Annotated in this window: 15 protein-coding genes; 10 read left to right on the top strand and 5 right to left on the bottom strand. The window is 68.4% G+C overall.

All coding sequences use genetic code 11. The annotated features are described in order from the left end of the window. Positions 1-52 precede the first annotated feature (52 nt). From CA237_RS07015 to CA237_RS07040, 6 genes are all read left to right on the top strand, one after another. Positions 53-850: a division plane positioning ATPase MipZ gene (locus CA237_RS07015; protein ID WP_066691716.1), complete on the top strand. Its 798-nt coding sequence runs from the start codon at positions 53-55 to the stop codon at positions 848-850. Between the two features lie 6 nt (positions 851-856). Beyond that, positions 857-1,111, top strand: coding sequence for a J domain-containing protein (locus CA237_RS07020; protein WP_126013476.1), 255 nt, complete (start codon positions 857-859; stop codon positions 1,109-1,111). Positions 1,112-1,379: 268 nt separating this feature from the next. Beyond that, positions 1,380-2,747: a phosphomannomutase/phosphoglucomutase gene (locus tag CA237_RS07025; protein WP_066691711.1), complete on the top strand. Its 1,368-nt coding sequence runs from the start codon at positions 1,380-1,382 to the stop codon at positions 2,745-2,747. Between the two features lie 144 nt (positions 2,748-2,891). After that, the gene (locus CA237_RS07030; RefSeq protein WP_126013479.1) at positions 2,892-3,647 is read left to right on the top strand and encodes an exonuclease domain-containing protein; all 756 of its coding nucleotides are present in this window, start codon (positions 2,892-2,894) and stop codon (positions 3,645-3,647) included. Further along, a complete protein-coding gene (locus tag CA237_RS07035; protein WP_126013482.1) occupies positions 3,632-4,030 on the top strand; it encodes a hypothetical protein in 399 nt (132 codons plus the stop codon). The genes CA237_RS07030 and CA237_RS07035 overlap by 16 nt, the downstream gene beginning before the upstream one ends. Before the next feature lie 322 nt (positions 4,031-4,352). After that, positions 4,353-5,267 (top strand): LysR substrate-binding domain-containing protein, encoded by a 915-nt coding sequence (locus CA237_RS07040; RefSeq protein WP_066691703.1) that lies wholly within the window; start codon positions 4,353-4,355, stop codon positions 5,265-5,267. Positions 5,268-5,532: 265 nt separating this feature from the next. Here CA237_RS07040 and CA237_RS07045 read toward each other — a convergent pair whose 3' ends face one another. The 4 genes from CA237_RS07045 to CA237_RS07060 all read right to left on the bottom strand — a co-directional run bounded on the left by CA237_RS07045 (position 5,533) and on the right by CA237_RS07060 (position 12,609). Continuing rightward, positions 5,533-8,550: an FAD-binding and (Fe-S)-binding domain-containing protein gene (locus CA237_RS07045; RefSeq protein WP_066691700.1), complete on the bottom strand. Its 3,018-nt coding sequence runs from the start codon at positions 8,548-8,550 to the stop codon at positions 5,533-5,535. Further along, entirely contained in the window at positions 8,550-9,920 is a 1,371-nt protein-coding gene (locus CA237_RS07050) for a VOC family protein (protein WP_066691698.1), read from the bottom strand. The genes CA237_RS07045 and CA237_RS07050 overlap by 1 nt, the downstream gene beginning before the upstream one ends. Before the next feature lie 74 nt (positions 9,921-9,994). After that, positions 9,995-11,416: a succinylglutamate-semialdehyde dehydrogenase gene (astD, locus tag CA237_RS07055; RefSeq protein WP_126013485.1), complete on the bottom strand. Its 1,422-nt coding sequence runs from the start codon at positions 11,414-11,416 to the stop codon at positions 9,995-9,997. After that, positions 11,413-12,609, bottom strand: a complete 1,197-nt coding sequence (locus tag CA237_RS07060) for an aspartate aminotransferase family protein (protein WP_066691685.1) — start codon at positions 12,607-12,609, stop codon at positions 11,413-11,415. Before CA237_RS07060 ends, astD begins: the two co-directional genes overlap by 4 nt. 236 nt (positions 12,610-12,845) lie before the next feature. On the opposite strand from CA237_RS07060, the gene CA237_RS07065 reads away from it, so the two are divergent. Beyond that, complete coding sequence (locus CA237_RS07065) at positions 12,846-13,733, top strand: aldo/keto reductase (protein WP_066691684.1); 888 nt, start codon at positions 12,846-12,848, stop codon at positions 13,731-13,733. A 55-nt stretch (positions 13,734-13,788) separates the two neighbouring features. Here the strand turns inward: CA237_RS07065 and CA237_RS07070 are convergent, their stop codons facing one another. Continuing rightward, positions 13,789-14,094, bottom strand: coding sequence for a hypothetical protein (locus tag CA237_RS07070; RefSeq protein WP_066691683.1), 306 nt, complete (start codon positions 14,092-14,094; stop codon positions 13,789-13,791). A gap of 317 nt (positions 14,095-14,411) precedes the next feature. Here CA237_RS07070 and CA237_RS07075 point away from each other — a divergent pair, with 317 nt between their 5' ends. From CA237_RS07075 to CA237_RS07085, 3 genes are all read left to right on the top strand, one after another. Beyond that, on the top strand, positions 14,412-16,841 hold the full coding sequence (locus tag CA237_RS07075) for a prolyl oligopeptidase family serine peptidase (RefSeq protein WP_066691681.1): 2,430 nt from the start codon (positions 14,412-14,414) through the stop codon (positions 16,839-16,841). Positions 16,842-17,062: 221 nt separating this feature from the next. Next, positions 17,063-19,393 (top strand): EAL domain-containing protein, encoded by a 2,331-nt coding sequence (locus CA237_RS07080; RefSeq protein ID WP_066691678.1) that lies wholly within the window; start codon positions 17,063-17,065, stop codon positions 19,391-19,393. A 34-nt stretch (positions 19,394-19,427) separates the two neighbouring features. Then, positions 19,428-20,837, top strand: a complete 1,410-nt coding sequence (locus tag CA237_RS07085) for a methyl-accepting chemotaxis protein (protein WP_066691675.1) — start codon at positions 19,428-19,430, stop codon at positions 20,835-20,837. Positions 20,838-20,893 lie beyond the last annotated feature (56 nt).

Below are 20,893 nucleotides of genomic sequence, written 5' to 3' on the forward strand. Positions count from 1 at the left end.
CGGCTTCTATGGGGCAAGCCGCTGCGGATCAACAAGCTTGGGTTAGTGCGCTTTGGACGAAGCTTCGGATCGGTTGCACGTCATCGTGTTCGCCAATGAAAAGGGCGGCACCGGCAAGTCGACGACGGCGGTCCACGTCGCCATCGCGCTGGCGGCGAAGGGCGCGCGCGTGGCGTGTTTCGACCTCGACCATCGCCAGCGCACGCTGGGCCGCTATCTCGACAATCGCGCCGAGACGATCAAGCGCACCGGGCGCGACCTGCCGATGCCGGTCTATGAGACGCATGACGGCGAGAGCATGGCGTGGTTCAACGACTGTCTCGGCCGGTTGGGCGAACATGCCGAATATATGGTGATCGACACGCCGGGCCGCGACGATCGCTTCGCGCGGATCGCCGTGACGAATGCCGATACGCTGGTCACGCCGATGAACGACAGCTTCGTCGATTTCGACCTGATCGGCCAAGTCGACCCCGACACGTTCAAGGTGACGCGGCCGAGCTTCTATTCCGAGCTGATCTGGGAAACGCGCAAGCATCGCGCGAAGATCGACGGGTCGACGATCGACTGGGTCGTGTTGCGCAACCGCTTGCAGCATATCGAGGCGCGCAACATGCGCCGCGTGTCGGAGGCGATCACCCAGCTGTCGAAGCGGGTCGGCTTCCGCGTCACGCCGGGCTTGTCGGAGCGCGTGATCTATCGCGAGCTGTTCCCCTCTGGCCTGACCATGCTCGACCGCAACGAATTCGGCGAGATGGGGCTGGCGCATGTCGCCGCGCGGCAGGAACTGCGCGAGATGATGGGCGGGTTGCAGCTGCCCGAACCGGCCGGTTCGCCGCTCGTCGCCTGACGACCGATGGTCAAGCTGGTCCTGATCGTCGCGCTGCTCGTCGCCTTCTGGCTGTGGCTGCGCGCCAAGCCGAAGAAGGTGGGGAGCGAGGCGGAGGCTCGGGCGATTTTGGGCGTGGGGGCGGATGCGAAGGTGGGCGAAATTCGCGCCGCGCATAAGCGGTTGATGCAGGCGGTGCATCCGGATCGGGGTGGGTCGGCGGATCTGGCTCGGCGGATTAATGCGGCTCGGGATGTTTTGCTGGGGCGGTTGCGGCATTAGTTCGTAGAGGAAGGTAGGGGTTCGCGCGGAGGCGCGGAGGCGCGGAGGGGGTTGCGTCCGGCGCGACGTCACCCGCGCCAGCGGCCTCTACGTACGATCGCAGCGAGCGATAGGGTCTCCCGGTCGCGGAAGGCTCGCCCGGCGCGCAACCTCCTCCGCGCCTCCGCGCCTCCGCGCGAACCCCTATCTTCTTCCAAAAAGACGACCCTACTCAGCCCGACCGCTTCGGCCTAAAGTCCGCGCCCCGTAACCGCCCAGGATTTGCCGCATGTCCCACCATTTCCACCCCAGTTCGCTGCGCGAGTATGATATTCGCGGCATCGTCGGGCGGACGCTGGGCGAGGCGGATGCGCGGGCGATCGGGCGGTGTTTTGCGACGTTGCTGCGCCGCGCGGGGGGTACGCGGGTGGTGGTCAGCCGCGACGGGCGGCTGTCGTCGCCGGCGCTGGAGGCGGCGCTGGTCGAAGGGCTGACGGCGAGCGGGGTCGATGTCGTCCGCATCGGCCTGGCCCCCACGCCGATGCTATATCATGCCGAAGCGATGCTGGAGGTCGATGGCGGCATACAGATAACCGGCAGCCATAATCCCGCCGATTACAATGGCTTCAAGATGGTGATGCAGCGGCGTCCGTTCTTTGGACCCGACATCCAGCGGATCGGGGCTATGGCGGCGGCGGGGGAATGGGACGACGGGCAAGGCTCCGTTTCGGACCATGATTTCACCGACACCTATGTCGGGCGCCTGATCGCGGGCTATGCCGGGGGCAGCTATCGCATCGGCTGGGACACGGGTAACGGGGCCGCCGGGCCGGTGATCGAGCGGCTGGTCCAGCTGTTGCCGGGGGAACATCACCTGCTGTTCACGGACGTCGACGGGCATTTTCCGAACCACCATCCCGATCCTACCGAGGTCGAGAATCTGGCCGATCTGCAACGACTTGTCGCCGAGAAGCAGCTCGATTTCGGACTGGCCTTCGACGGCGATGGCGACCGGATCGGTGCGGTCGACGGGCAGGGGCGGGTGCTGTGGGGCGATCAGCTGCTGATGATCCTCGCCGAACCGGCATTGCGGGAAACGCCGGGGGCGACGATCATTGCGGACGTGAAGGCCAGCCAGGCGCTGTTCGACCGCATCGCCGCATTGGGCGGTACGCCGCTGATGTGGAAGACCGGGCACAGCCCGATGAAGACCAAGATGCGCGAGACCGGCGCGCCGCTGGCGGCGGAAATGTCGGGGCATATCTTCTTCGGTGGCGAGGATTACGGGTTCGACGATGCGCCGTACGGGGCGGTGCGGCTGATCCGCGCGATCCACCTGAGCGGACGGTCGCTGAGCGAATTGCGCGATGCGATGCCGGCAATGGCGAACACGCCCGAGCTGCGCTTCCGGGTGAGCGAGGAGCGCAAGTTCGCGGTGATCGACGAAGTGCTGGCGCGGTTGGCGGCGGCGGGGGCGGAGGTGAACACCACCGATGGCGCGCGGGTGACGACGGCGGACGGATGGTGGCTGCTGCGCGCGTCGAACACGCAGGACGTGCTGACCGCGCGGGCCGAGGGGCGGGATCAGGCGGCGCTGGCGCGGTTGGTGGCGGAGGTCGACGCGCAGCTGGCGGCGTCGGGGGTGGTGCGGGGGTAGCCTCCCGTCACCCCGGACTTGATCCGGGGTCCCGCTTTTCAACTGGCGGTGGACGAAGAAGCGGGACCCCGGGTCGAGCCCGGGGTGACGAGGGGGTGGCTGCCCGGGGTGGCTTTTCCGCTGCCGAAGCGCCATTTGTGACCCATGGCCCAAGCGCAGATCATCCGTGTCGTCGACCTCGAAACCACGGGGCAGGCCCCGCCGGTGCATGGCGTGTGCGAAGTCGGCTGGCAGGATGTCGCGCTGGGCGAGGACGGGCGCTGGGAATTGTCGGGCGAGGGCGGGCAGCATTTCGTCAATCCCGGCCGCCCGATCCCGCCGGTGACGCAGGCGGTGCACCATATCCTCGACGAACAGGTCGCCGATGCGCCGTGGTGGCAGGATATCGCGCGCCGGGTGCTCGACCCCTATCCGCGCCGCATCGCGCTGGCGGCACATCGCGCGGATTTCGAACAGAAATTCTGTACCGCGCAGCTGACGCATGGTGCCGACTGGATCTGTACGTGGAAATGCGCGCTGCGGCTGTGGCCCGACAGCCCGGGCTTTTCGAACCAGATGCTGCGATACTGGCGCAAGCCCTATGGCATGGCGCATGAGCGCGGACTGCCCGCGCACCGGGCGTTTCCCGATGCCTATGTGACCGCGTTCCACCTGCGCGACATGCTGAACGAAGCGTCGATCGCGCAGCTGCTGGAATGGTCGCGCCAGCCCGGCTTGCTGCCGCGCGTGCGCTATGGCCCCGATCGCGGGCGGGCATGGACCGAGATCGACGACGACTCGCTCGAAGGGTTCCTGACCGACCGCGACGAGGACGTCCGCTTCACCGCCGAGACCGAACTGGCGCGGCGGCAGGGCGGCGGCGAGGTCAAGCGCAGCCGCAATGATTGGCTGCTGCTGTGATGCGGATGCAGGTGGTGCGGGTGCATTGTCCCGTGTCGGGCAATCTATTGGCGCGGCTGCAGGCGGGCGAGGCGGCGGCGCTGGCCGACGATGCGGTGCTGAGCGCGGTGATCGCGGTGATCCGGGGCAGCGACGTGCTGGGCGCGATCGGGCCGTATCGCGGGGTGTTCGAGCTGGGGTTCGGGCTGGAGAGCTTCGTGCCGCAGGCGGAGGCGGTGCCGACGACCGGGCGGGCGGGCGAGGCGGCGGTGGTGCCGACGGTGGTGGTGAAGAGCTATGCGCCTGAGGGGGCGGATATCGCGCGGGAGCTGGCGGCGATCGCGGCGGCGCATCCGTGGGAGATTCCGGTGATCGAGGTAGGGGTGGTGGGGTTGGTGGGTTAGTCCAGCCCATTCTCCGTTCGGTTCGAGCAGGTTCGAGCCTGTCGAGAAGCGGTAGTCGAGAACGCCCCGTTCGGGGCACCCCCTTCTCGACTTCGGTTCTCGACAGGCTCGAACCTGCGCTCGAAGCAAACGGGGATGGGACTGAGTTGCCCCTAGGCGACCGAGTTCTCGACGGACGCTTCTCGACAAGCTCGAAGCTGCTCGAACCGAACGGGTAGAGTTGAGAAGGGAGTGTTTCCCTGATGCGTTCCCGGCATGTAGCGCTTGCCGCATACGGCGCGTAGTAGCAGCGTCCGCACCTCATAAGTCCGAACCACCGCAGATGCCCAACGATCATCACGACGTCCATCGCCGCGAACTCCCGCCGCTGCCCGCGCTCGCCAGCTTCCTGGCGGCGGTCGAGACCAGCAGCTTTTCGCGCGCGGCGCAGCGGATGGCGCTGACGCAGAGTGCGATCAGCCGGCAGATCGCGCTGCTGGAGGACTGGCTGGGCGTGCCGTTGTTCGAACGGCGGGGGCGGCGGGTGACGCCGACGCCGGCGGCGTTGGCCTATGCCGAGGCGGTGGGTCCGGCGGTCGAGAAGCTGCGCAGCGCGACTCGGCGGCTGCTGACCCCCGTCGCCGACCGTGCGCTGACCATCGCGACGCTGCCCAGTTTCGGGATGCGCTGGCTGGCGCCCCGGCTGCCGGGGTTGAGCGCGCGGCATCCCGAATTGCTGGTGAACATCGCGGCCAGGTCCTATCCGTTCGATTTCGCCGAGGAACGCTTCGACGCGGCGATCCATTTCGGCCTGCCCGACTGGGCGGGGGCGGACCATGCGCTGCTGTTCCATGAGGATGTCGTGGCGGTGTGTTCGCCCGACTGGCTGGCGCGCCATCCGGTCGCGACGCCGGCCGACCTGCTACCGCATGCGCTGCTGTCGCTGGAGGCGCGGCCCGATGCATGGGCGCGGTGGTTCGCGGCGGCGGGCATGGCGGATGCGGCGATCGGCGATGGGCCGGTGTACGAGCATTTCCTGATGCTGGCGCACGCCGCGGCGGCGGGGATGGGGGTGGCGCTGATCCCGTCCTTCCTGATCCGGCCGGAGCTGGCATCGGGGGCGCTGGTCACGCCGCTCGACGTGGCGCTGCATGCGTCGGAGGCCTATTATCTGGTGTGGCCGCGTGGCGGCAGCCACAGTCCGCTGTTCGAGCGGTTTCGTGCGTGGTTGCTGGACGAGGCGCGGGCGGAGGCGTGAGCCCTTTATCCGGGGGCCCGCGCTTTAGAGCGGTTTCCGACCAGATTGAACCATCGTCATCGCCCTGCGGGCGCCCGCTTCGCGGCGGGGGGATTTCGCGCCGGGACGGCGTTGCTCGTCGGTCACGATGCGACTGCATCGCTCCCTCGTCGCGCCTTGCCCCGAACCGGAATTCCCTCCGTGCCGACGATCCAATCCGGTCGGAAACCGCTCTGGAAGGAAGAAGCGGGACCCCGGGTCAAGCCCGGGGTGACGGGGAGGGGAGCTACCCCGCCAGCACCCGGTCGATCAGCTCGACGGGATGCAGCGGGCGGCGGCCGGTCAGGCGTTTGGTCTGGCAGCGGCAGGAGAAGCCGGTGGCGAGCATCGCATCGTCCTGCGTCGCGTCCGCCCAGCTGAGCGCGAAGATGTCGCGCGACAGTTTCTGGTTCGCCGCTTCGTGGCCGAACAGCCCCGCCATGCCGCAACACCCCGTTTTGATTGGGGTGGCGGTGATGCCGAAGCCGGCCAGTGCCTGTGCCCAGGTCGCCAGCGCCTGCGGGCGGAGCGCCTGTTCGGTGCAGTGGCCGAGCAGGCGCTGGGCCGGGACGGTTTGCGTCGCGGTGGGTGCGCGGCCGTGGCTGACCGCTTCGGCGATGAGGGTTTCGAGGCCCGTCACGTCGACGCTGTCGCCGGTCATCTCGGCAAATTCCTGGCCGAACATCAGCGCGGTGGCGGCGTCCGGTCCGGTCAGCCGCACGCCCAGATCGGCCAGCGCGCGGGCTTCCGCCATCCGCCGGCGCGCGATGCGGGCGAAGCGGGTGCGTAGCCCCAGCAGGTACAGCACCTTGCCGTTGCTGCGCGGCGGCAGGCGCAGCACGCGATAGCCGCAGGCGGTCAGCACCCGGGCGGCGGCGGCGATGACGGGGCCGTCGAAGCTGGCGGTGAAGCTGTCTTCGACCAGCACGACCACGCGCGCGCGTTCCTCGGCCGGTAGCGCCTTGAGCTTTGCTGGCGAGGCGACTGGCGGCAGGGTGCCGGGGTCGGCGACAGCGAAGGGGGGCAGGTCGACATAGCCGAGCGTGCGTTCCAGCGCGGCGTGCGCCCGCTCGCTGTCGGCGACGCGGTTGGCGAGCCCCGGCATGGCGCGCGCGGCGGCGAGCATCGATTCCATCTGCGCGACGACGCGGTGGCGCAGCGGACGGGGGCGTTTGGCCCAGTGGCGTTCGGCGAAGCGAGACTTCATCACCGGCACGTCGACCTTGACCGGGCAGAGCGTGGTGCACGCCTTGCACGACAGGCAGGTGGCGAGCGAGGCATGGGTGTCGGCGGCCAGCGCGTCGCGTTCGGCGGCTTCGGCCGGGCTGGGTTGCGCGATCGAATCCAGCCGGGCCCAGGCACGCAGCAGCGAGGCGCGGCCCTTGGGCGATTGCGCGCGGTCGCGCGTTGCCTTGTAGGACGGGCACATCACGTCGAGCGAGTCCCAGGCGAAGCACGCGCCATTGCCGTTGCACGCGACCGCGCGGTCGAAGTCCTTCGCGCGGGCCGGATCGATTTGCCGGTCGGCTTCACCGCGCAAGGGCACGCCGTCGATCCGGTCGACGGGCTGCCCGGCGGGAGCGGCGAGCTTGCCGGGGTTGAAGCGGTTATGCGGGTCGAACGCGGCTTTCAGCGACTGCAATTCGGGATAGAGGCTGCCGAAGAACAGCGGCGAAAATTCGCCGCGATAGCCGCGACCATGTTCTCCCCAGAGCAGACCGCCATAGGCCTTGGTCAGGCGCGCCACTTCATCGGAGATCGGGCGGATCAGCGCCGCCTGTGCAGGATCGCGCAGGTCGAGGAACGGGCGGACGTGGAGGCAGCCGACATCGGCATGGCCGAACATGCCGTAGTTCAGGCCGTGGCCGTCGAGCAGCGCGCGGAACTCGGCGACGAAATCGGCGAGCTTTTCGGGCGGGACAGCGGTATCCTCGACGAACGGAATCCCCTGTCGCGCGCCGCCGAGCCGGGCGAGCAGCCCGACCGACTTTTCCCGCAGCGTCCAGAGCTGGCCGATGGCGGCATCGTCGCGGATGATGCGCATGTCGCCCTGCGGACCGATGGCGGTCAGTGCGGCGAGGCCGGCGTCGATCGTCGCGTTGTCGTCGGCGGCAAACTCGACGAAGTTCATCGCGGCGAGAGTCTGATCCTCGGAAGAGGATGCGGTGCCGGCCCGCTCCCCCACCCGACCACCCACAGCGTATTCTGACTGGGTGGTCGGGTGGGGGAGCGGGCCGGCACCGTGCTGATCCGGCTGTGCCGGATCAGACTTACCGACCACATCGCTCGCACCGCCGAGCAGCCCTTCGACGCTCGACCAGATGATATCGCTGCGCGCGACGCCCAGCACCTTGTCGTCGAGGATTTCGATCGCGACCGGATCGGCGGCGATCAGGCGCTGCACGTCGCGCATCGCGGTGTCGAACGCGGCGTAGCGGATGACCGCCAGCGCGCGCTTCTTCGGCTTATGGGCGACGCGTAGCGTGATCGAACGGGTGATCGCGAGCGTGCCTTCGGACCCGGCGAGCAGGAACCCGAGGAAGAAACGGTCGGCGGCCGCATCCCATGTCTTTTGCAGATTATAGCCGGTCAGACCGCGGTTCATGTCCGGGAAGATCGCGGCGATATCGTCGGCGCGGCTGGTGACGATGCGCAGCGCCTCGCGGTGGATGTCGGCGACGATGCCGCTACCGGCGGCGATCGCCTCGGCCTCGGCACGCGTCATCGGTTCGACGCGCCACGGCGTGCCGTCGGACAGGGTGACGTCGAGCGCGACGAGATAGTCCGACGTCTTGCCCCAGCGGCGCGATCCCTTGCCCGATGCATCGGTCGCGACCATGCCGCCGATCGTCGCGCGGCTGGCGGTCGACACCATCGGCGGGAAGAAGCGGCCATGGGGTTTGAGGAAGGCATTGAGCTGGTCGAGCACGACGCCCGGTTCGACGGTGATCGTATCCGTGTCGGGATCGAACGCGCCGATCCCCCGCATGTGGCGGGCGAAATCGACGATGATCCCGTCGTTCAGCGACTGGCCGTTGGTGCCGGTATTGCCGCCACGCGCCGTCAGCGACAGGCCGGTGTCGGCGAGTGCGCGCACCAGCAGCGTCACATCGTCGCCGCGGCACGGATAGAGGATCGCGGTCGGGCGAACCTGATAGATGCTGTTGTCGGTCGATGCGACCTGCCGCGCGCCGATGCCGTCCTCGGCATCGCCGGAAAAGCCCGCCTGATCCAGACGGCGCAGCAGATTGGCGACCGCCGCCATCAGGCCGCCGCGACCCCCCGCAAGGCTTCGCGGACCGTCATGATCGAGCGTGCCTCCATGTCGGCATAGAGCGCGAGTTCGTCCTGCACCGCATCGCCCATCGCGTCCTCGAACGCGGCACGGGCCGCCGATGCGGCATAGCTGCGCTGTTCGGTGCCGCCCAGGTTCGACTGGAAGATGCCGGCGGCGCTGACCGGCAGGAAATCCTCGTACACGATCGGCACGGCGCGGACATGGCCCGCCGCCACCCACGCATCGATATCGCCGGCCGGGCGAACCCCGCTGCCCACCAGCCGCTGCCCGGCGTCGGTCAGGTCGTAGCGGAACCAGGCGAGGCCCTGTTCGCGAAGTTCCTCGATCGTGTCGGGAAAGGCGGTGAAGGCGGTGGCGAGCCGTTCGGCATAGCTGGCCCCCTGCGACCCCTGTTCGCCGCGGGCGGTGGCCAGCAACCGGTCGTACAGCGCGCGGCCCTTGGGCGTCAGCGCGGCGCCGCGCTGTTCGATCTCGCCGAAGCGGGCGGTGTGCTGGCCGGGCTGGTCGCCGGGAAAGGTCACGTCCTCCTCGATTGCCTTGAAACTGGTCTGGCGCAGCAGGATCGGCACGGCGCGGGGCGGCGGCCCCTCGATCACCGCCTTCGCATCGATGCCGCGCGCCTGCATCGCGCGCTGTGCCGCATCGATGTCGAGCGTGCGCGGGGTCAGGTGGTTGATGTGCGGCCCGCGGAACGACACGACGTCGGCGATCAGCCGGTGGGCGTCGTGCAGCCGGTGATAGGTCGTGGCATCGACCCGTGCATCGCCGTGCCAGCGAAAGGTTTCGAGCAGTTCGGCGACGAAGCGGTCGGCGTCGGCATCGTCGAGCCCGCCCTCTGCCGCGTCCTTTTCGATCAGGCGGATCGCTTCGTCGGTGAAGATCCGGCGGGTCGACAGGATCGCTTCCGCCTCCGCCCGCAGCCCTTCGTCCTCGATCAGGTCGAGGCGCAGCAGTGAGGTGAAGACGCGGAACGGATTGGCGTTCAGCGCATCGTCGTCAACCGGACGGAAGGCGGTCGAATGGACCGGCACGCCCGCCACCGACAGGTCGTAATAGCCGACCGGATACATCCCCATCACCGCAAAGGCCCGGCGCATCATGTGCAGTTCGGCCGCAGTGCCCAGCCGGATCGCGCCGTGGCGCTCGACGTCCAGCCGGTCGAGTTCGCCGGCCATTTCCGCCGCGAGATCGGGGCGGGTGGCGAGTATCTCGGCATTCACCTCCGCCACGATCGACAGCAGGTCGCCGTAGAGCGGCACTTCGGCGCGGTACATCGCCGACATCGCTTCGGAAAAACGGGTGCGGATGGCGTCGGGATGGGTGAAGCGGTGGGTCATGGTCGCCTTCGAGATAGGATCGGGACGCGGCAAAGAGAATGGGGTGCCGATCCCGGTGCCGCGCAGGAGGATGGTCAGGGCTGGCCGGGTTCGACCACGGGCTTCAGCGCGTCCCAGTTACCCGCCGCGCTCCCCGCCTCGAAGCTCGCCATCGGATAGGCGCAGTAATCGGCGGCATAATAGGCGCTGGGGCGGTGGTTGCCCGAATCGCCGATGCCGCCGAACGGCTGCGCCCCCGCCGCGCCGGTGGTCGGGCGGTTGCGGTTGACCACCCCGGCGCGCGCCTCGACCACGAACCGCTCCCACAGCGCGTCGTCGGTGGTGAGCAGCCCGGCGGACAGGCCGAAGCGGGTGTCGTTGGCGGCGTCGATCGCGGCGTCGACGTCGGCGACGCGGATCACCTGCAGGACGGGGGCGAAAATCTCCTCGTCGGGCACCGCCACGCCGGTCACGTCGAGCAGCGCGGGAGTGACGAAGGCGGCGCTGCGTCCCTCGATCCCGCCGAAGCGCACGATGGCGCGGGCGCCGGCGGCCTCCAGCGCGGCGACTTGCGCGCGGGCGGTGGCGGCGGCGGCGTCGGAGATCAGCGGGCCGATATAGGGGTTTTCGTCCCAGCGGCCGATGGGCAGGCGCGGGATCAGCGCGGCGACCGCGTCGATGACCGCGTCGCCGAACGCGCCGTGCGGCACGATCAGGCGGCGGGCGCAGGAGCAGCGCTGGCCGGTGGTGATATAGGCCGACTGGACGATCAGGGCCGCGACTTCGGTCACGTCGCCGTCCCACGCGATCAGCGGGTTGTTGCCGCCCAGTTCCAGTGCGAGGATCACGTCGGGCCGGTCGGCGAAGGCGCGGCGGAAATGCGCGCCGGTCGTCGCCGATCCGGTGAACAGCAGCCCGTCGATATCGGCGGCGACCAGCGCCGCACCGGTTTCGCGCGCGCCCTGCACGACGCTCAGCACGCCGTCGGGCAGGCCGGCCTGGCCCCAAGCTTCCGCCATCGCCGCGCCGACCGCCGGGGTCAGTTCGGACGGCTTGAACACCACCGTGTTCCCGGCGAGCAGCGCCGGCACGATATGGCCATTGGGCAGGTGGCCGGGGAAGTTGTACGGCCCGAGCACCGCCATCACGCCGTGCGGGCGGTGGCGCAAGACGGACTCCCCGAACGGCATCGCGCTTCGCTTTTCACCGGCACGCTCGGCCTGTGCAGTGATCGACAGTTCGACCTTGCTGATCATCGTGCCGACTTCCTGCGTGGTTTCCCACAAGGGCTTGCCGGTTTCGCGCGCGATCAGTTCGGCGAGCGGTGCGGTGCGTTCTTTCAGCACGGCGGCATAGGCGCGGGCGATGGCCACGCGTTCTTCGAGCGACGTACGCCGCCAGTCACGAAAGGCGGTGCGGGCGCGGGCGATAGCGGCGTCGACATCGGCGGCGCTGGCACTCGGGCCGGACCAGACGGTCTCGCCGGTCGCGGGGCAGGTGGAGGTCAGCATGCTCATGCCGCCTTAGCCATCGTCCCGCGCGCCGCGACGCAGGCGGCTTCCAGCCGCGTCACCGCCTCGGCAATTTCCTCCGCCGAGATCAGCAGCGAGGGGAGCAGGCGCACGCAATTCTCGCCGCCGCCCGCGACCAGAATGCCGTGGTCGCGCGCTACCCCCATGAACTCGCGATTATTGAAGATCATCTTCAGGCCGATCAACAGCCCCTTGCCGCGCACCTCCGCGATCACGTCGGGGAAGCGGGCGCGGAGCTCCTCCAGCCGTTCGAAGAAATTGGCGCTGGCGGCGCGGGCATGGGCGAGCGTGTCCTCGTTCGCGATCGTGTCGAACGCGGCGATGCCGACCGCCATCGCCAGCGGATTACCGCCGAAAGTCGTGCCATGGACACCCGGCGTCATGCCCTTCGCGGCCTCACTGGTGGCAAGACAGGCGCCGACCGGGAAGCCCGATCCCAGCGCCTTGGCCAGCGCCATTATGTCGGGCGCCGCGCCGTCGAACCACTGGTGCGCGAACAGCTTGCCGGTCCGGCCCATGCCGCTCTGCACCTCGTCATGGATCAGGAGGACGCCGTGATTGCGGGTCAGTTCGCGCAGGCGCAGCAGCCATTCGCCCGACAGCGCGCGCGCACCGCCTTCGCCCTGCACCGGTTCGACGATCACCGCCCCCGTGGTCGGGCTGGCGATCGCCGCCTCGATCGCCGCCGCGTCGTCGATCGACAGCTGGACGAAGCCCGGCAGGCGCGGGCCGCAACCCTCCATATAGCCGGCATTGCCCGATGCATTGATCGCGGCATAGGTGCGGCCGTGGAACGACCCGGCGAAACCGACGATATCGATCCGCTCGCTTTGGCCGTTTACATGGTGATAGCGCCGCGCGGTCTTGATCGCGCATTCGACCGCTTCGGTGCCGGTATTGGCGAAGAACACGCAGTCGGCAAAGGATGCCCCCACGAGCCGCTCGGCCAGCGCCTCCTGTCCCGGAATGCGGAAGATGTTGGAGACATGCCACAATTTGCCCGCCTGCTCCGTCAGCGCCGCGACGAGGGCGGGATGGGCATGGCCCAGTGCGTCGGTGGCGATGCCGGCCACGCAGTCGATATAGCGCCGCCCCTCGGTATCGATCAGCCACACGCCCTCGCCACGCTCCACCGCGATCGGCGCGCGGTTGTACAGGTTCATCAGGGCGTGCGTCATGGCGGTTCCTTCCGGTCGATCCGGGAATGGGCGCGTGGGCAATCCGTTCGGCGTGCCGCACCCGGGGGGTCGTATGCGCGGTCTAATGAACCCGTCGGGCCGGCCCCCGCAAACGCAATGGCGTCATCTGCTGATGACGGATCGGAATGAAGGGCACTGCGCAATCGGGCGAAGCATGGCGACCGCCCGGAATTTTCGGCATTGCCGGCAGGGACGTAGCGCCTACACCAGCGGCCATGTTCACGCCCGATCCCCATCCCCGCCCGCTCGGCAAGAGCGATATCCTCGTCTCCCCCCTCGCCTGGGGCATGTGGCGCTTTACCGGCGAGGTCGCGCCGGCGCGCGTGCTGGTGGAGGCGGCGCTGGAAGCAGGGATCACCCTGTTCGACACCGCCGACATCTATGGCGCGGATACGCCCGCCGGCTTCGGGTCGGCCGAGGCGCTGTTCGGGCAGGTGCTGGCCGAGGCGCCGTCGCTGCGCGACGCCATGGTCATCGCGACCAAGGGGGGCATCCGGCCGGGCAATCCCTATCGGTCGGATGCCGGCTATCTGCCGGAGGCGGTCGACGCCTCGCTTGGCCGGATGGGGATCGAGCGGATCGACCTGTACCAGATTCACCGCCGCGACTTCCTGACCCATCCGCAGGAGGTCGCGGCCAGCCTGACGCGCATGGTCGAGCAGGGCAAGGTGCGCGGGATCGGCGTGTCGAACCACAGCCCGGCGGAGGTCGATGCGCTCCAGGCGTTCCTCGACCTGCCGATTCTCAGCACTCAGCCGGAATTTTCGCCGCTGCATCCCCAGCCGCTGTTCGATGGGGTGCTGGACCAGGCGATGACGCGCGGGATGGCGGTGCTGGGCTGGTCGCCGCTGGGTGGCGGGCGGCTCAGCGGTGGCGATCATCCCGCCACGCTGCTGCTGCGTGATCACGGCCAGCGCTTCGACGTCGATGCCGCGACCGCCGCGCTGTCGTGGAGCATGGCCCATCCGGCGGGCGTCATCCCGATCGTCGGATCGCAGAATGCCGACCGCATACGCGCCGCCGCCGGGGCGCTGCGCGTCAGCTGGACCCATGCCGAATGGTATGCCGTGTTGCAGGCGGGGATGGGCGCGACGCTGCCCTGACAGGGCGACGGCCGCACCCCTTGCGGGATGCGGCCGTGGTCGATGTGTCGAAAGATCAGTAGCCGGCGAGGGCGCGGTCCAGATTGATGCCCTTGGCCTGCCAGCCTGCGCGCGTGTTGCACTGGGTCCGGCGGAAACGCGATCCGACCTGTTCGGTAACGAAGCAGTAGCGTGCGTTCGGACCGGCCTTGTACGCGACGGCGGCCGGGCCGGCGGCCAGCGTGATCGTCGTCGCCATCGCGCTCGCACCGGCAACGCTGGTTGCGACGGGCGTCGGGACTTCGTTGGGTTCGGCGGCGAAGGCCGAGGTCGTGGCGACCAGGCCGAGGACGATCGAAGCGGCGAAACGGATGGCGGTCATGATGGTGGCTCCCTGAATTTTCCGGTTGGTTCCGGTGATGCCAACTACATTGCAGCCACCGTGCCAGTTTTTCACAGCAGGCAAATTCAATGGTTTAGCTTTCGACTACAGATGTAGCTGTGGGATGTGCCGCTATTAGGTCGGAAATTTCGCCAGAGTTTCGCGCAGGGGGTTCGGCCTCGATGAAAGCCGCAACATCATTCTGAAAATTCGTCACCCCGGGCTCGACCCTCGCGAACTGGTTTCGCTTGTAACCGCCTAGCGCCCGGCGCCCGCGCATGTCAGGATGAACGCCAAACGACCACAAGGGGGTATGAATGCGCGCTGGTGCCTGTCTGATCGCTCTGCTGCTTGCCACGACCGCCCATGCGCAGGAACCGGCCACCGGCTATCACCGTGCGCCCGATGCCATTGCGAAGATTTTGGAAACCCCGCCGACGCCGGGGGTCGCGGTCAGCCCCGACCATCGCACGCTGGCGATCCTCGGCCGCGAGAATTTGCCGAGCATCGCCAATCTGTCGAAGCCGATTCTGCGCCTTGCGGGCTATCGCATCGATCCGGCGACCAATGGGCAGGCGGAGATGCGCGTCCAGTGGCTGAACGCGCTGAGTTTCAAGGATATCACGACCGGCCGCAGCGTCGCGGTGAAGCTGCCCGCCGGCACGCGCTTCGCCGCGCCCGACTGGTCGCCCGATGGCGCGCGGATGGCGTTTTACGTGCAGGAGGCCAATGCGCTGTCGCTGTGGATCGCCGAGCGTGACGGCAGCGCGCGCATGGTTGCGCGGGGCTTGAACGGGACGTTCGGCACGCCGTTCGCGTGGACGCCCGACAGCAAGGCGCTGATCGCCTATATGGTCCCGACCGGCCGCGGCGCGGCGCCGGTCGCCGATCCGACCCCGACCGGGCCGGTGGTGCAGGAAAGCATGGGCCGGGTGTCGGCGGCGCGGACCTATGAGGATCTGTTGCGCAATGCCACCGACGAGGCGTTGTTCGACCATTATTTCACCGGACAGCTGGTCCGCGTCGACCTGACCGGCGCGATGCAGCCGATCGGCCAGCCGGGCCTGATGACCGATTTCAGCGTGTCGCCCGATGGCCGCTACCTGCTGACCGAGCGGCTGAAGCGCCCCTATTCTTATCTGCTGCCCGCCAGCTTCTTCCCGACCGAGATCGTGGTGGCGACGATCGATGGAACGCCGGTCAGGACGCTGGTCGACCGGCCGCTGGCCGACGACCTGCCGGTCGATTTCGACGCGACGTTCAAGGGCCCGCGCGAGACGACATGGCGCGCCGATGCGCCGGCGACCCTCGTCTGGGCGGAGGCGCTGGACGGCGGCGATCCCAAGGCGAAGGTGGCGTTCCACGACCGGGTGATGATGCAGGCCGCACCGTTCACCGCTGCTCCGGTCGAACTGGCGCAGACGCCGGCGCGCTTTGCGACGGTGTTCTGGGGCAATGACGATTTCGCGATGGTGGTCGACCGCGAATGGCGCACGCGCACCGAACATCGCCTGGGCGTCTCGCCCGGCCGTCCCGGGCCGGCACGCACGCTGCTGACCCGCAATTATCAGGATCAATATGGCGATCCCGGCTTTCCGATCACGCAAGAGAATGCGGCGGGCAAGCCGGTGATGCGCTTCACCCCCGCGCGCGACGCGGTGTACGTCACCGGCGACGGCGCGACCAAGGCCGGCGCCTTCCCGTTCCTGGGCGTGATGCCGGTCGCGGGCGGCGAACAGAAGCGGCTCTGGACCGCCAGGGCACCCTATTACGAAACCGTCGTCGCGCTGCTCGACGACAAGGGGCAGCGGATGCTGACGCGGCGCGAAAGCGCGAAGCTGGCCCCCAACTACATGCTGCGTCCGGTCAAGGGCGGCAGCGCGAAGCCGGTCACCGATTTCGCCGATCCCGCCCCCGCGCTGGCCGGCGTCACCCAGCGCACGATCACCTACAACCGCGCCGACGGCCTGCCGCTGTCGGGATCGCTCTATCTGCCCGCCGGCTATGATGCGAAGCGCGACGGGCCGCTGCCGACCCTGCTCTGGGCCTATCCGGCCGAATATACCGATGCGAAGGTCGCCGGGCAGACGGTCGACCAGGGCAATCGCTTCGTGCGGCCGCGCGGGATCAGCCATCTGTTCCTGCTGACCCAGGGCTATGCGATCCTCGACGATCCGTCGATGCCGATCATCGGCGAGAATGGCGCGGAGGCCAACGACACCTATGTCCAGCAGCTGCGCGCCGATGCGCAAGCCGCGGTCGATGCGGTGGTGAAGCTGGGCGTGTCGGACCGCGATCGCATGGCGGTCGGCGGGCACAGCTATGGCGCGTTCATGACCGCCAACCTGCTGGCGCATACCGACCTGTTCCGCGCCGGCATTGCCCGGTCGGGCGCGTATAACCGCACGCTGACCCCGTTCGGGTTCCAGGCGGAACAGCGCACCTATTGGCAGGCGACGTCGACCTATACCGAGATGAGCCCGTTCACCTATGCCAACAGGATCAAGGAGCCGATCCTGCTGATCCATGGTGCGGCGGACGACAATAGCGGCACCTTCCCGATCCAGTCGGAGCGGATGTACGCGGCGCTTAAAGGAAATGGCGCGACCGTGCGCTATGTCGTGCTGCCCAACGAGGCGCATGGCTATCGCGCGCTGGAATCGACCGAAGAGACGCTGTGGCAGATGACCGACTGGCTCGACCGGTATGTCAAGCCGAAGGTGGCGGCGGTGCCGGTGCAGAAATAGCGCCGGCATCCGACGATGGATACCGAATACTAAGCAGTTGAAATCGTTCTGGCGACAGAACAGTGTTTAGCAGTTGCGTAAATTCCGTAACTCGTTGCTGAGGATGGTCGGGAAAGTAAGGACTTTTCCGCCATTCCGTCGAATTGACGATATACCGATATTTAATCGCCGCCCCCCATCCTGTACGACAGGAAGCAGCGCCGGATGGGGGTCCTGGCTGAATGTCGTACCTGTTGGACATGATCGTCTCGCACCATGACCTGCCGGTGGTCCTGCTGGCATTGTTGCTGTGCATCGTCAGCGCGCTGTCCACCTTTGCCCAATTGCAGCGGTCGTTCGAATGCGTGGTCGAACGTCGCCTGCTGTGGCTGAGCTCGGCGGCGGTCACCGCCGGGGGCGGGGTGTGGTCGACCCATTTCATCGCGATGATCGCCTATCGCAGCCCGTTCGCGCTGCAGTTCGACCAGTTGCTGACCGCCGTTTCCGCGACGATCGCCATCGGCGCGTTCGGCATCGCCTTTGCCCTGTTGCGCCAGGCGCGGGGGTTGCCGCTGGTGATGCTGTGCGGGGCGGTCGCGACGCTGGGCATTCTCGGCATGCACCTGACCGGCATGGCGGCGATCGCCAATGCGATGGGCCACCGGGTCGATCACGGCATGATCGCCGGCGCGGTGCTGGTCGGATGGGTGCTGTTGTCGGCGGCGTTCGCGCTGTTCCTGCGGCTGGAAGGGCGGCAGCGGATGATCCTGCCCGCCGCCGGCATGGTGCTGGCGACGGTGACGATCCATTTCGTCGCGATGGCATCGGCGACGATGGGCCAGCATGGCGGGGCGGTGGCGCAGGCCGGCGGGCGGTCGCAATGGCTGGTGCTGTGGATCGTCGCGGCGGCGCTGCTGCTGGTCGCGCTGAGCGCGGTGGCATCGGTGCTCGACCGGTTCCTGACCGACCTGCGCGGGCTGGCCGATGCGACGTCCGAAGGACTGCTCATCACCAGCGACGACCGCATCCTCGACGCCAATGAACAGGCGTGCGCGCTGCTGGGCGTGGACCGCGCGGCGCTGGTCGGTACGTCGACCGCAGCGTGGTTCGAAACGGTCGCCCGCGACGCACTGCGCCCGCATCGCGGCGATGCGACCCGCGCCCGCATCCGCGGCAGCGAGATCGAGGACCAGCTGGTCGAGCTGACCGCGCGCGCCATCGAATATCGCGGTCGCGCCGCCACCGTCATCGCGATGCGCGACCTGACCGAAACCGCGCGGGCGCAGCGGGCGATCGAGCATCTGGCGTCGCACGATCCGCTGACCGGGCTGGTCAATCGCGCCGCGTTCGACACCGCGCTGCACGAAGCGGTGCGGGCCGACACGCCCTTTGCCCTGATCGCGGTCGATCTGGACCGGTTCAAGGCGGTCAACGACCTGTTCGGCCACGGCGCGGGCGATGCGATCCTGATCCGGGTGTCGCGCATCCTCGACGACTGCATCCGTCCGCAGGACCTGGTCGCGCGGATCGGCGGCGACGAATTCGTCGTCCTGCAACGCGATATCGCATCCCTGGACGATGCCCGCCGGCTGGCGGGCCGCATCCTGTCGGGCTTTGCCGCCGAGATGGATTCGACGCGCGATCCGATGGCGGTCGGATGCAGCCTGGGCGTCGTCACCTTTCCGCGCGATGGGACCGACCCGGAAACGCTGCGCCACAATGCCGATGTCGCGCTGTACCGTGCCAAACAGGACGGGCGCGGCACCGCATCCTTTTTCGACGACCGGATGGACCGGCAGGCGCGCGACCGCCGCAGCCTCGAACATGATCTGCGCCATGCGGTGTGCCGGGACGAATTGCAGCTGGTCTATCAGCCGCTGGTGTCGACCGCGGCGGGCGAGGTCGTCGGCTATGAGGCGCTGCTGCGCTGGGACCATCCCGAGCGCGGACAGGTGCCGCCGGCGATCTTCATTCCGGTCGCCGAGGAAGCGGGCACGATCATGGCGATCGGCGAATGGGCGCTGCGCCGAGCGTGCCGCGATGCCAGCGAATGGGCCGAACCGCTGACGCTGGCGGTGAACGTCTCCCCGGTGCAGCTGCGCGTGTCGACGCTGCCGATGGTGGTGCGCAGCGCGCTGGCCGACAGCGGACTGGCGCCCGGCCGGCTGGAGCTGGAAATTACCGAGACCGCGCTGCTGCGCGACCGGGACGTGTCGCTGGCGATCCTGCGCGAGATCCGGGCGCTGGGGGTGCGCATCGCGATGGACGATTTCGGCACCGGCTATTCGTCGCTCAGCAACCTGCGGCACTTTCCATTCGACAAGATCAAGATCGACAAGAGCTTCGTATCGGCGATGCACGAGGACGAGGCGGCTCGCTCGATCGTCCGGGCGATCGCTGGCCTCGGCAAGGGGCTGAACGTGCCGGTGGTCGCCGAAGGGGTCGAGAACGAGGTGCAGCGATCGATGGTGCAGGCCGAGGGCTGTGCGCTGGCGCAAGGCTATCTGTTCGGGCGGCCCGAAGCGATCCCGGCGCGGCGGATACAGACGGTGGTGCGGATGCGCCGCGCGTGAGCGGTGGTGGCAACGATGTTTGGGGGGACGTCAGATGATTGCATGGTTTTCGCGTAACGCGCCGATCCGGGTCAAATTCCGGGTGCTGGCATTGGTGTATCTGATGCTGTCGGGCGGGATTGCCGCGCTGGCGATCCTGGCGGCGTCGGGTTCGATGCTGGTCGCGCCGGGGGTGGTCGTCGGCGGGGCGCTGGCCGGCGTGGCGGCGATCGTCGGTGTGACCTTCGGCGCGTCGCGGCTGATCTGCACCCCCTATGTCACGACGGTCGTGCGGATGGAGGCGCTGGCGGCAGGCGATCTGGAAAGTCCGGTCGCCTATACCGCCAATCGTGACTGCGTCGGCCGCATTACCAAGGCGATGGCGACGTTCCGCGAAAGCGCGCTGGCGGCGATGGAGCGCGATACTCAGCGGCAGATGGTGGCGATCATGGGTGAGGGGCTGGGCAAGCTCGCCGCCGGCGACCTGACCGCGCGGATCGACGCCGACTTGCAGGAACCGTTCCTGTCGCTGCGCGACGATTTCAACGCCGCCGTCGCCTCGCTGCGTGCAACGATGCTGTCGGTGTCGACGGTGGCGGGCACCATCCACAAGGGCGCGAGCGAGATCAGCGCGGCATCGGACGACCTGTCGCAGCGTACCGAACAACAGGCCGCGAGCCTCGAACAAAGTGCCGCCGCGATGGAGCAGATCACCGCGACGATGCGCGAAAGCGCCGCCAGCGCAGCGCGCGCCGACACGATCGTCGGCACCGCGCGCAGCGAGGCGGTCGAGTCGGGCGAGGTCGTGCGCCGCGCGGTCGACGCGATGGGCCGGATCGAGCGGACGTCCGCCGAAATATCCGACATCATCGCGGTGATCGACGGCATCGCGTTCCAGACCAACTTGCTGGCGCTGAACGCCGGCGTGGAGGCGGCACGGGCGGGCGATGCGGGCAAGGGTTTTGCCGTGGTCGCTTCCGAAGTTAGGGCGCTGGCGCAGCGCTCGGCCGAGGCGGCGAAGGACGTGAAGCAGCGCATCACCGCATCGGTGGAAACGGTCGATAGCGGCGTCGCGCTGGTCAGCGAAACCGGCCGCTCGCTCGACCGGATCATCGCCCGGATCGGGGAGATCAGCACGCTGGTGGCGGATATCTCGGGCGCGGCGGTGCAGCAGTCGCAGGGCCTGTCGCAGGTCAATACCGCCGTGGCGGAAATGGACGGCGTGACCCAGCGCAATGCCGCAATGGTCGAACAGAGCACCGCCGCCGCACGCAGCCTGTCGTCCGAGGCCGATGCATTGTCGGGTGAGATCGCCCGCTTCCACCTGGGTGAGATGGTGGTCCGCGACCAGCGCGACACGGTGCAGCGCCTGCCGGTGCGCTCGGTGCCGCGCCCGGTTCCGCAGCGCATGGCGCGGGGCAATGCGGCGGTCGCGGTGGTGGAGGATGACTGGTCGGAATTCTGATGCCGGGGGGCATTGGTCTGGTGCGCTTCTTCGAGCCGCCGAAGGGTGAGGCTGAC

Source organism: Sphingomonas sp. ABOLH (assembly GCF_003951715.1).
Classification (GTDB): domain Bacteria; phylum Pseudomonadota; class Alphaproteobacteria; order Sphingomonadales; family Sphingomonadaceae; genus Sphingomonas; species Sphingomonas hankookensis_A.

Excerpts from the sequence above, each read along its gene's own strand:
- CA237_RS07020 (WP_126013476.1), top strand. The coding sequence starts at position 857 with ATGGTCAAGCTGGTCCTGATCGTCGCGCTGCTCGTCGCCTTCTGGCTG.
- CA237_RS07025 (WP_066691711.1), top strand. The coding sequence starts at position 1,380 with ATGTCCCACCATTTCCACCCCAGTTCGCTGCGCGAGTATGATATTCGC.
- CA237_RS07030 (WP_126013479.1), top strand. The coding sequence starts at position 2,892 with ATGGCCCAAGCGCAGATCATCCGTGTCGTCGACCTCGAAACCACGGGG.
- CA237_RS07040 (WP_066691703.1), top strand. The coding sequence starts at position 4,353 with ATGCCCAACGATCATCACGACGTCCATCGCCGCGAACTCCCGCCGCTG.
- CA237_RS07045 (WP_066691700.1), bottom strand. The coding sequence starts at position 8,550 with ATGGCGGCGGTCGCCAATCTGCTGCGCCGTCTGGATCAGGCGGGCTTT.
- CA237_RS07050 (WP_066691698.1), bottom strand. The coding sequence starts at position 9,920 with ATGACCCACCGCTTCACCCATCCCGACGCCATCCGCACCCGTTTTTCC.
- astD (WP_126013485.1), bottom strand. The coding sequence starts at position 11,416 with ATGAGCATGCTGACCTCCACCTGCCCCGCGACCGGCGAGACCGTCTGG.
- CA237_RS07060 (WP_066691685.1), bottom strand. The coding sequence starts at position 12,609 with ATGACGCACGCCCTGATGAACCTGTACAACCGCGCGCCGATCGCGGTG.
- CA237_RS07065 (WP_066691684.1), top strand. The coding sequence starts at position 12,846 with ATGTTCACGCCCGATCCCCATCCCCGCCCGCTCGGCAAGAGCGATATC.
- CA237_RS07070 (WP_066691683.1), bottom strand. The coding sequence starts at position 14,094 with ATGACCGCCATCCGTTTCGCCGCTTCGATCGTCCTCGGCCTGGTCGCC.
- CA237_RS07075 (WP_066691681.1), top strand. The coding sequence starts at position 14,412 with ATGCGCGCTGGTGCCTGTCTGATCGCTCTGCTGCTTGCCACGACCGCC.
- CA237_RS07080 (WP_066691678.1), top strand. The coding sequence starts at position 17,063 with ATGTCGTACCTGTTGGACATGATCGTCTCGCACCATGACCTGCCGGTG.
- CA237_RS07085 (WP_066691675.1), top strand. The coding sequence starts at position 19,428 with ATGATTGCATGGTTTTCGCGTAACGCGCCGATCCGGGTCAAATTCCGG.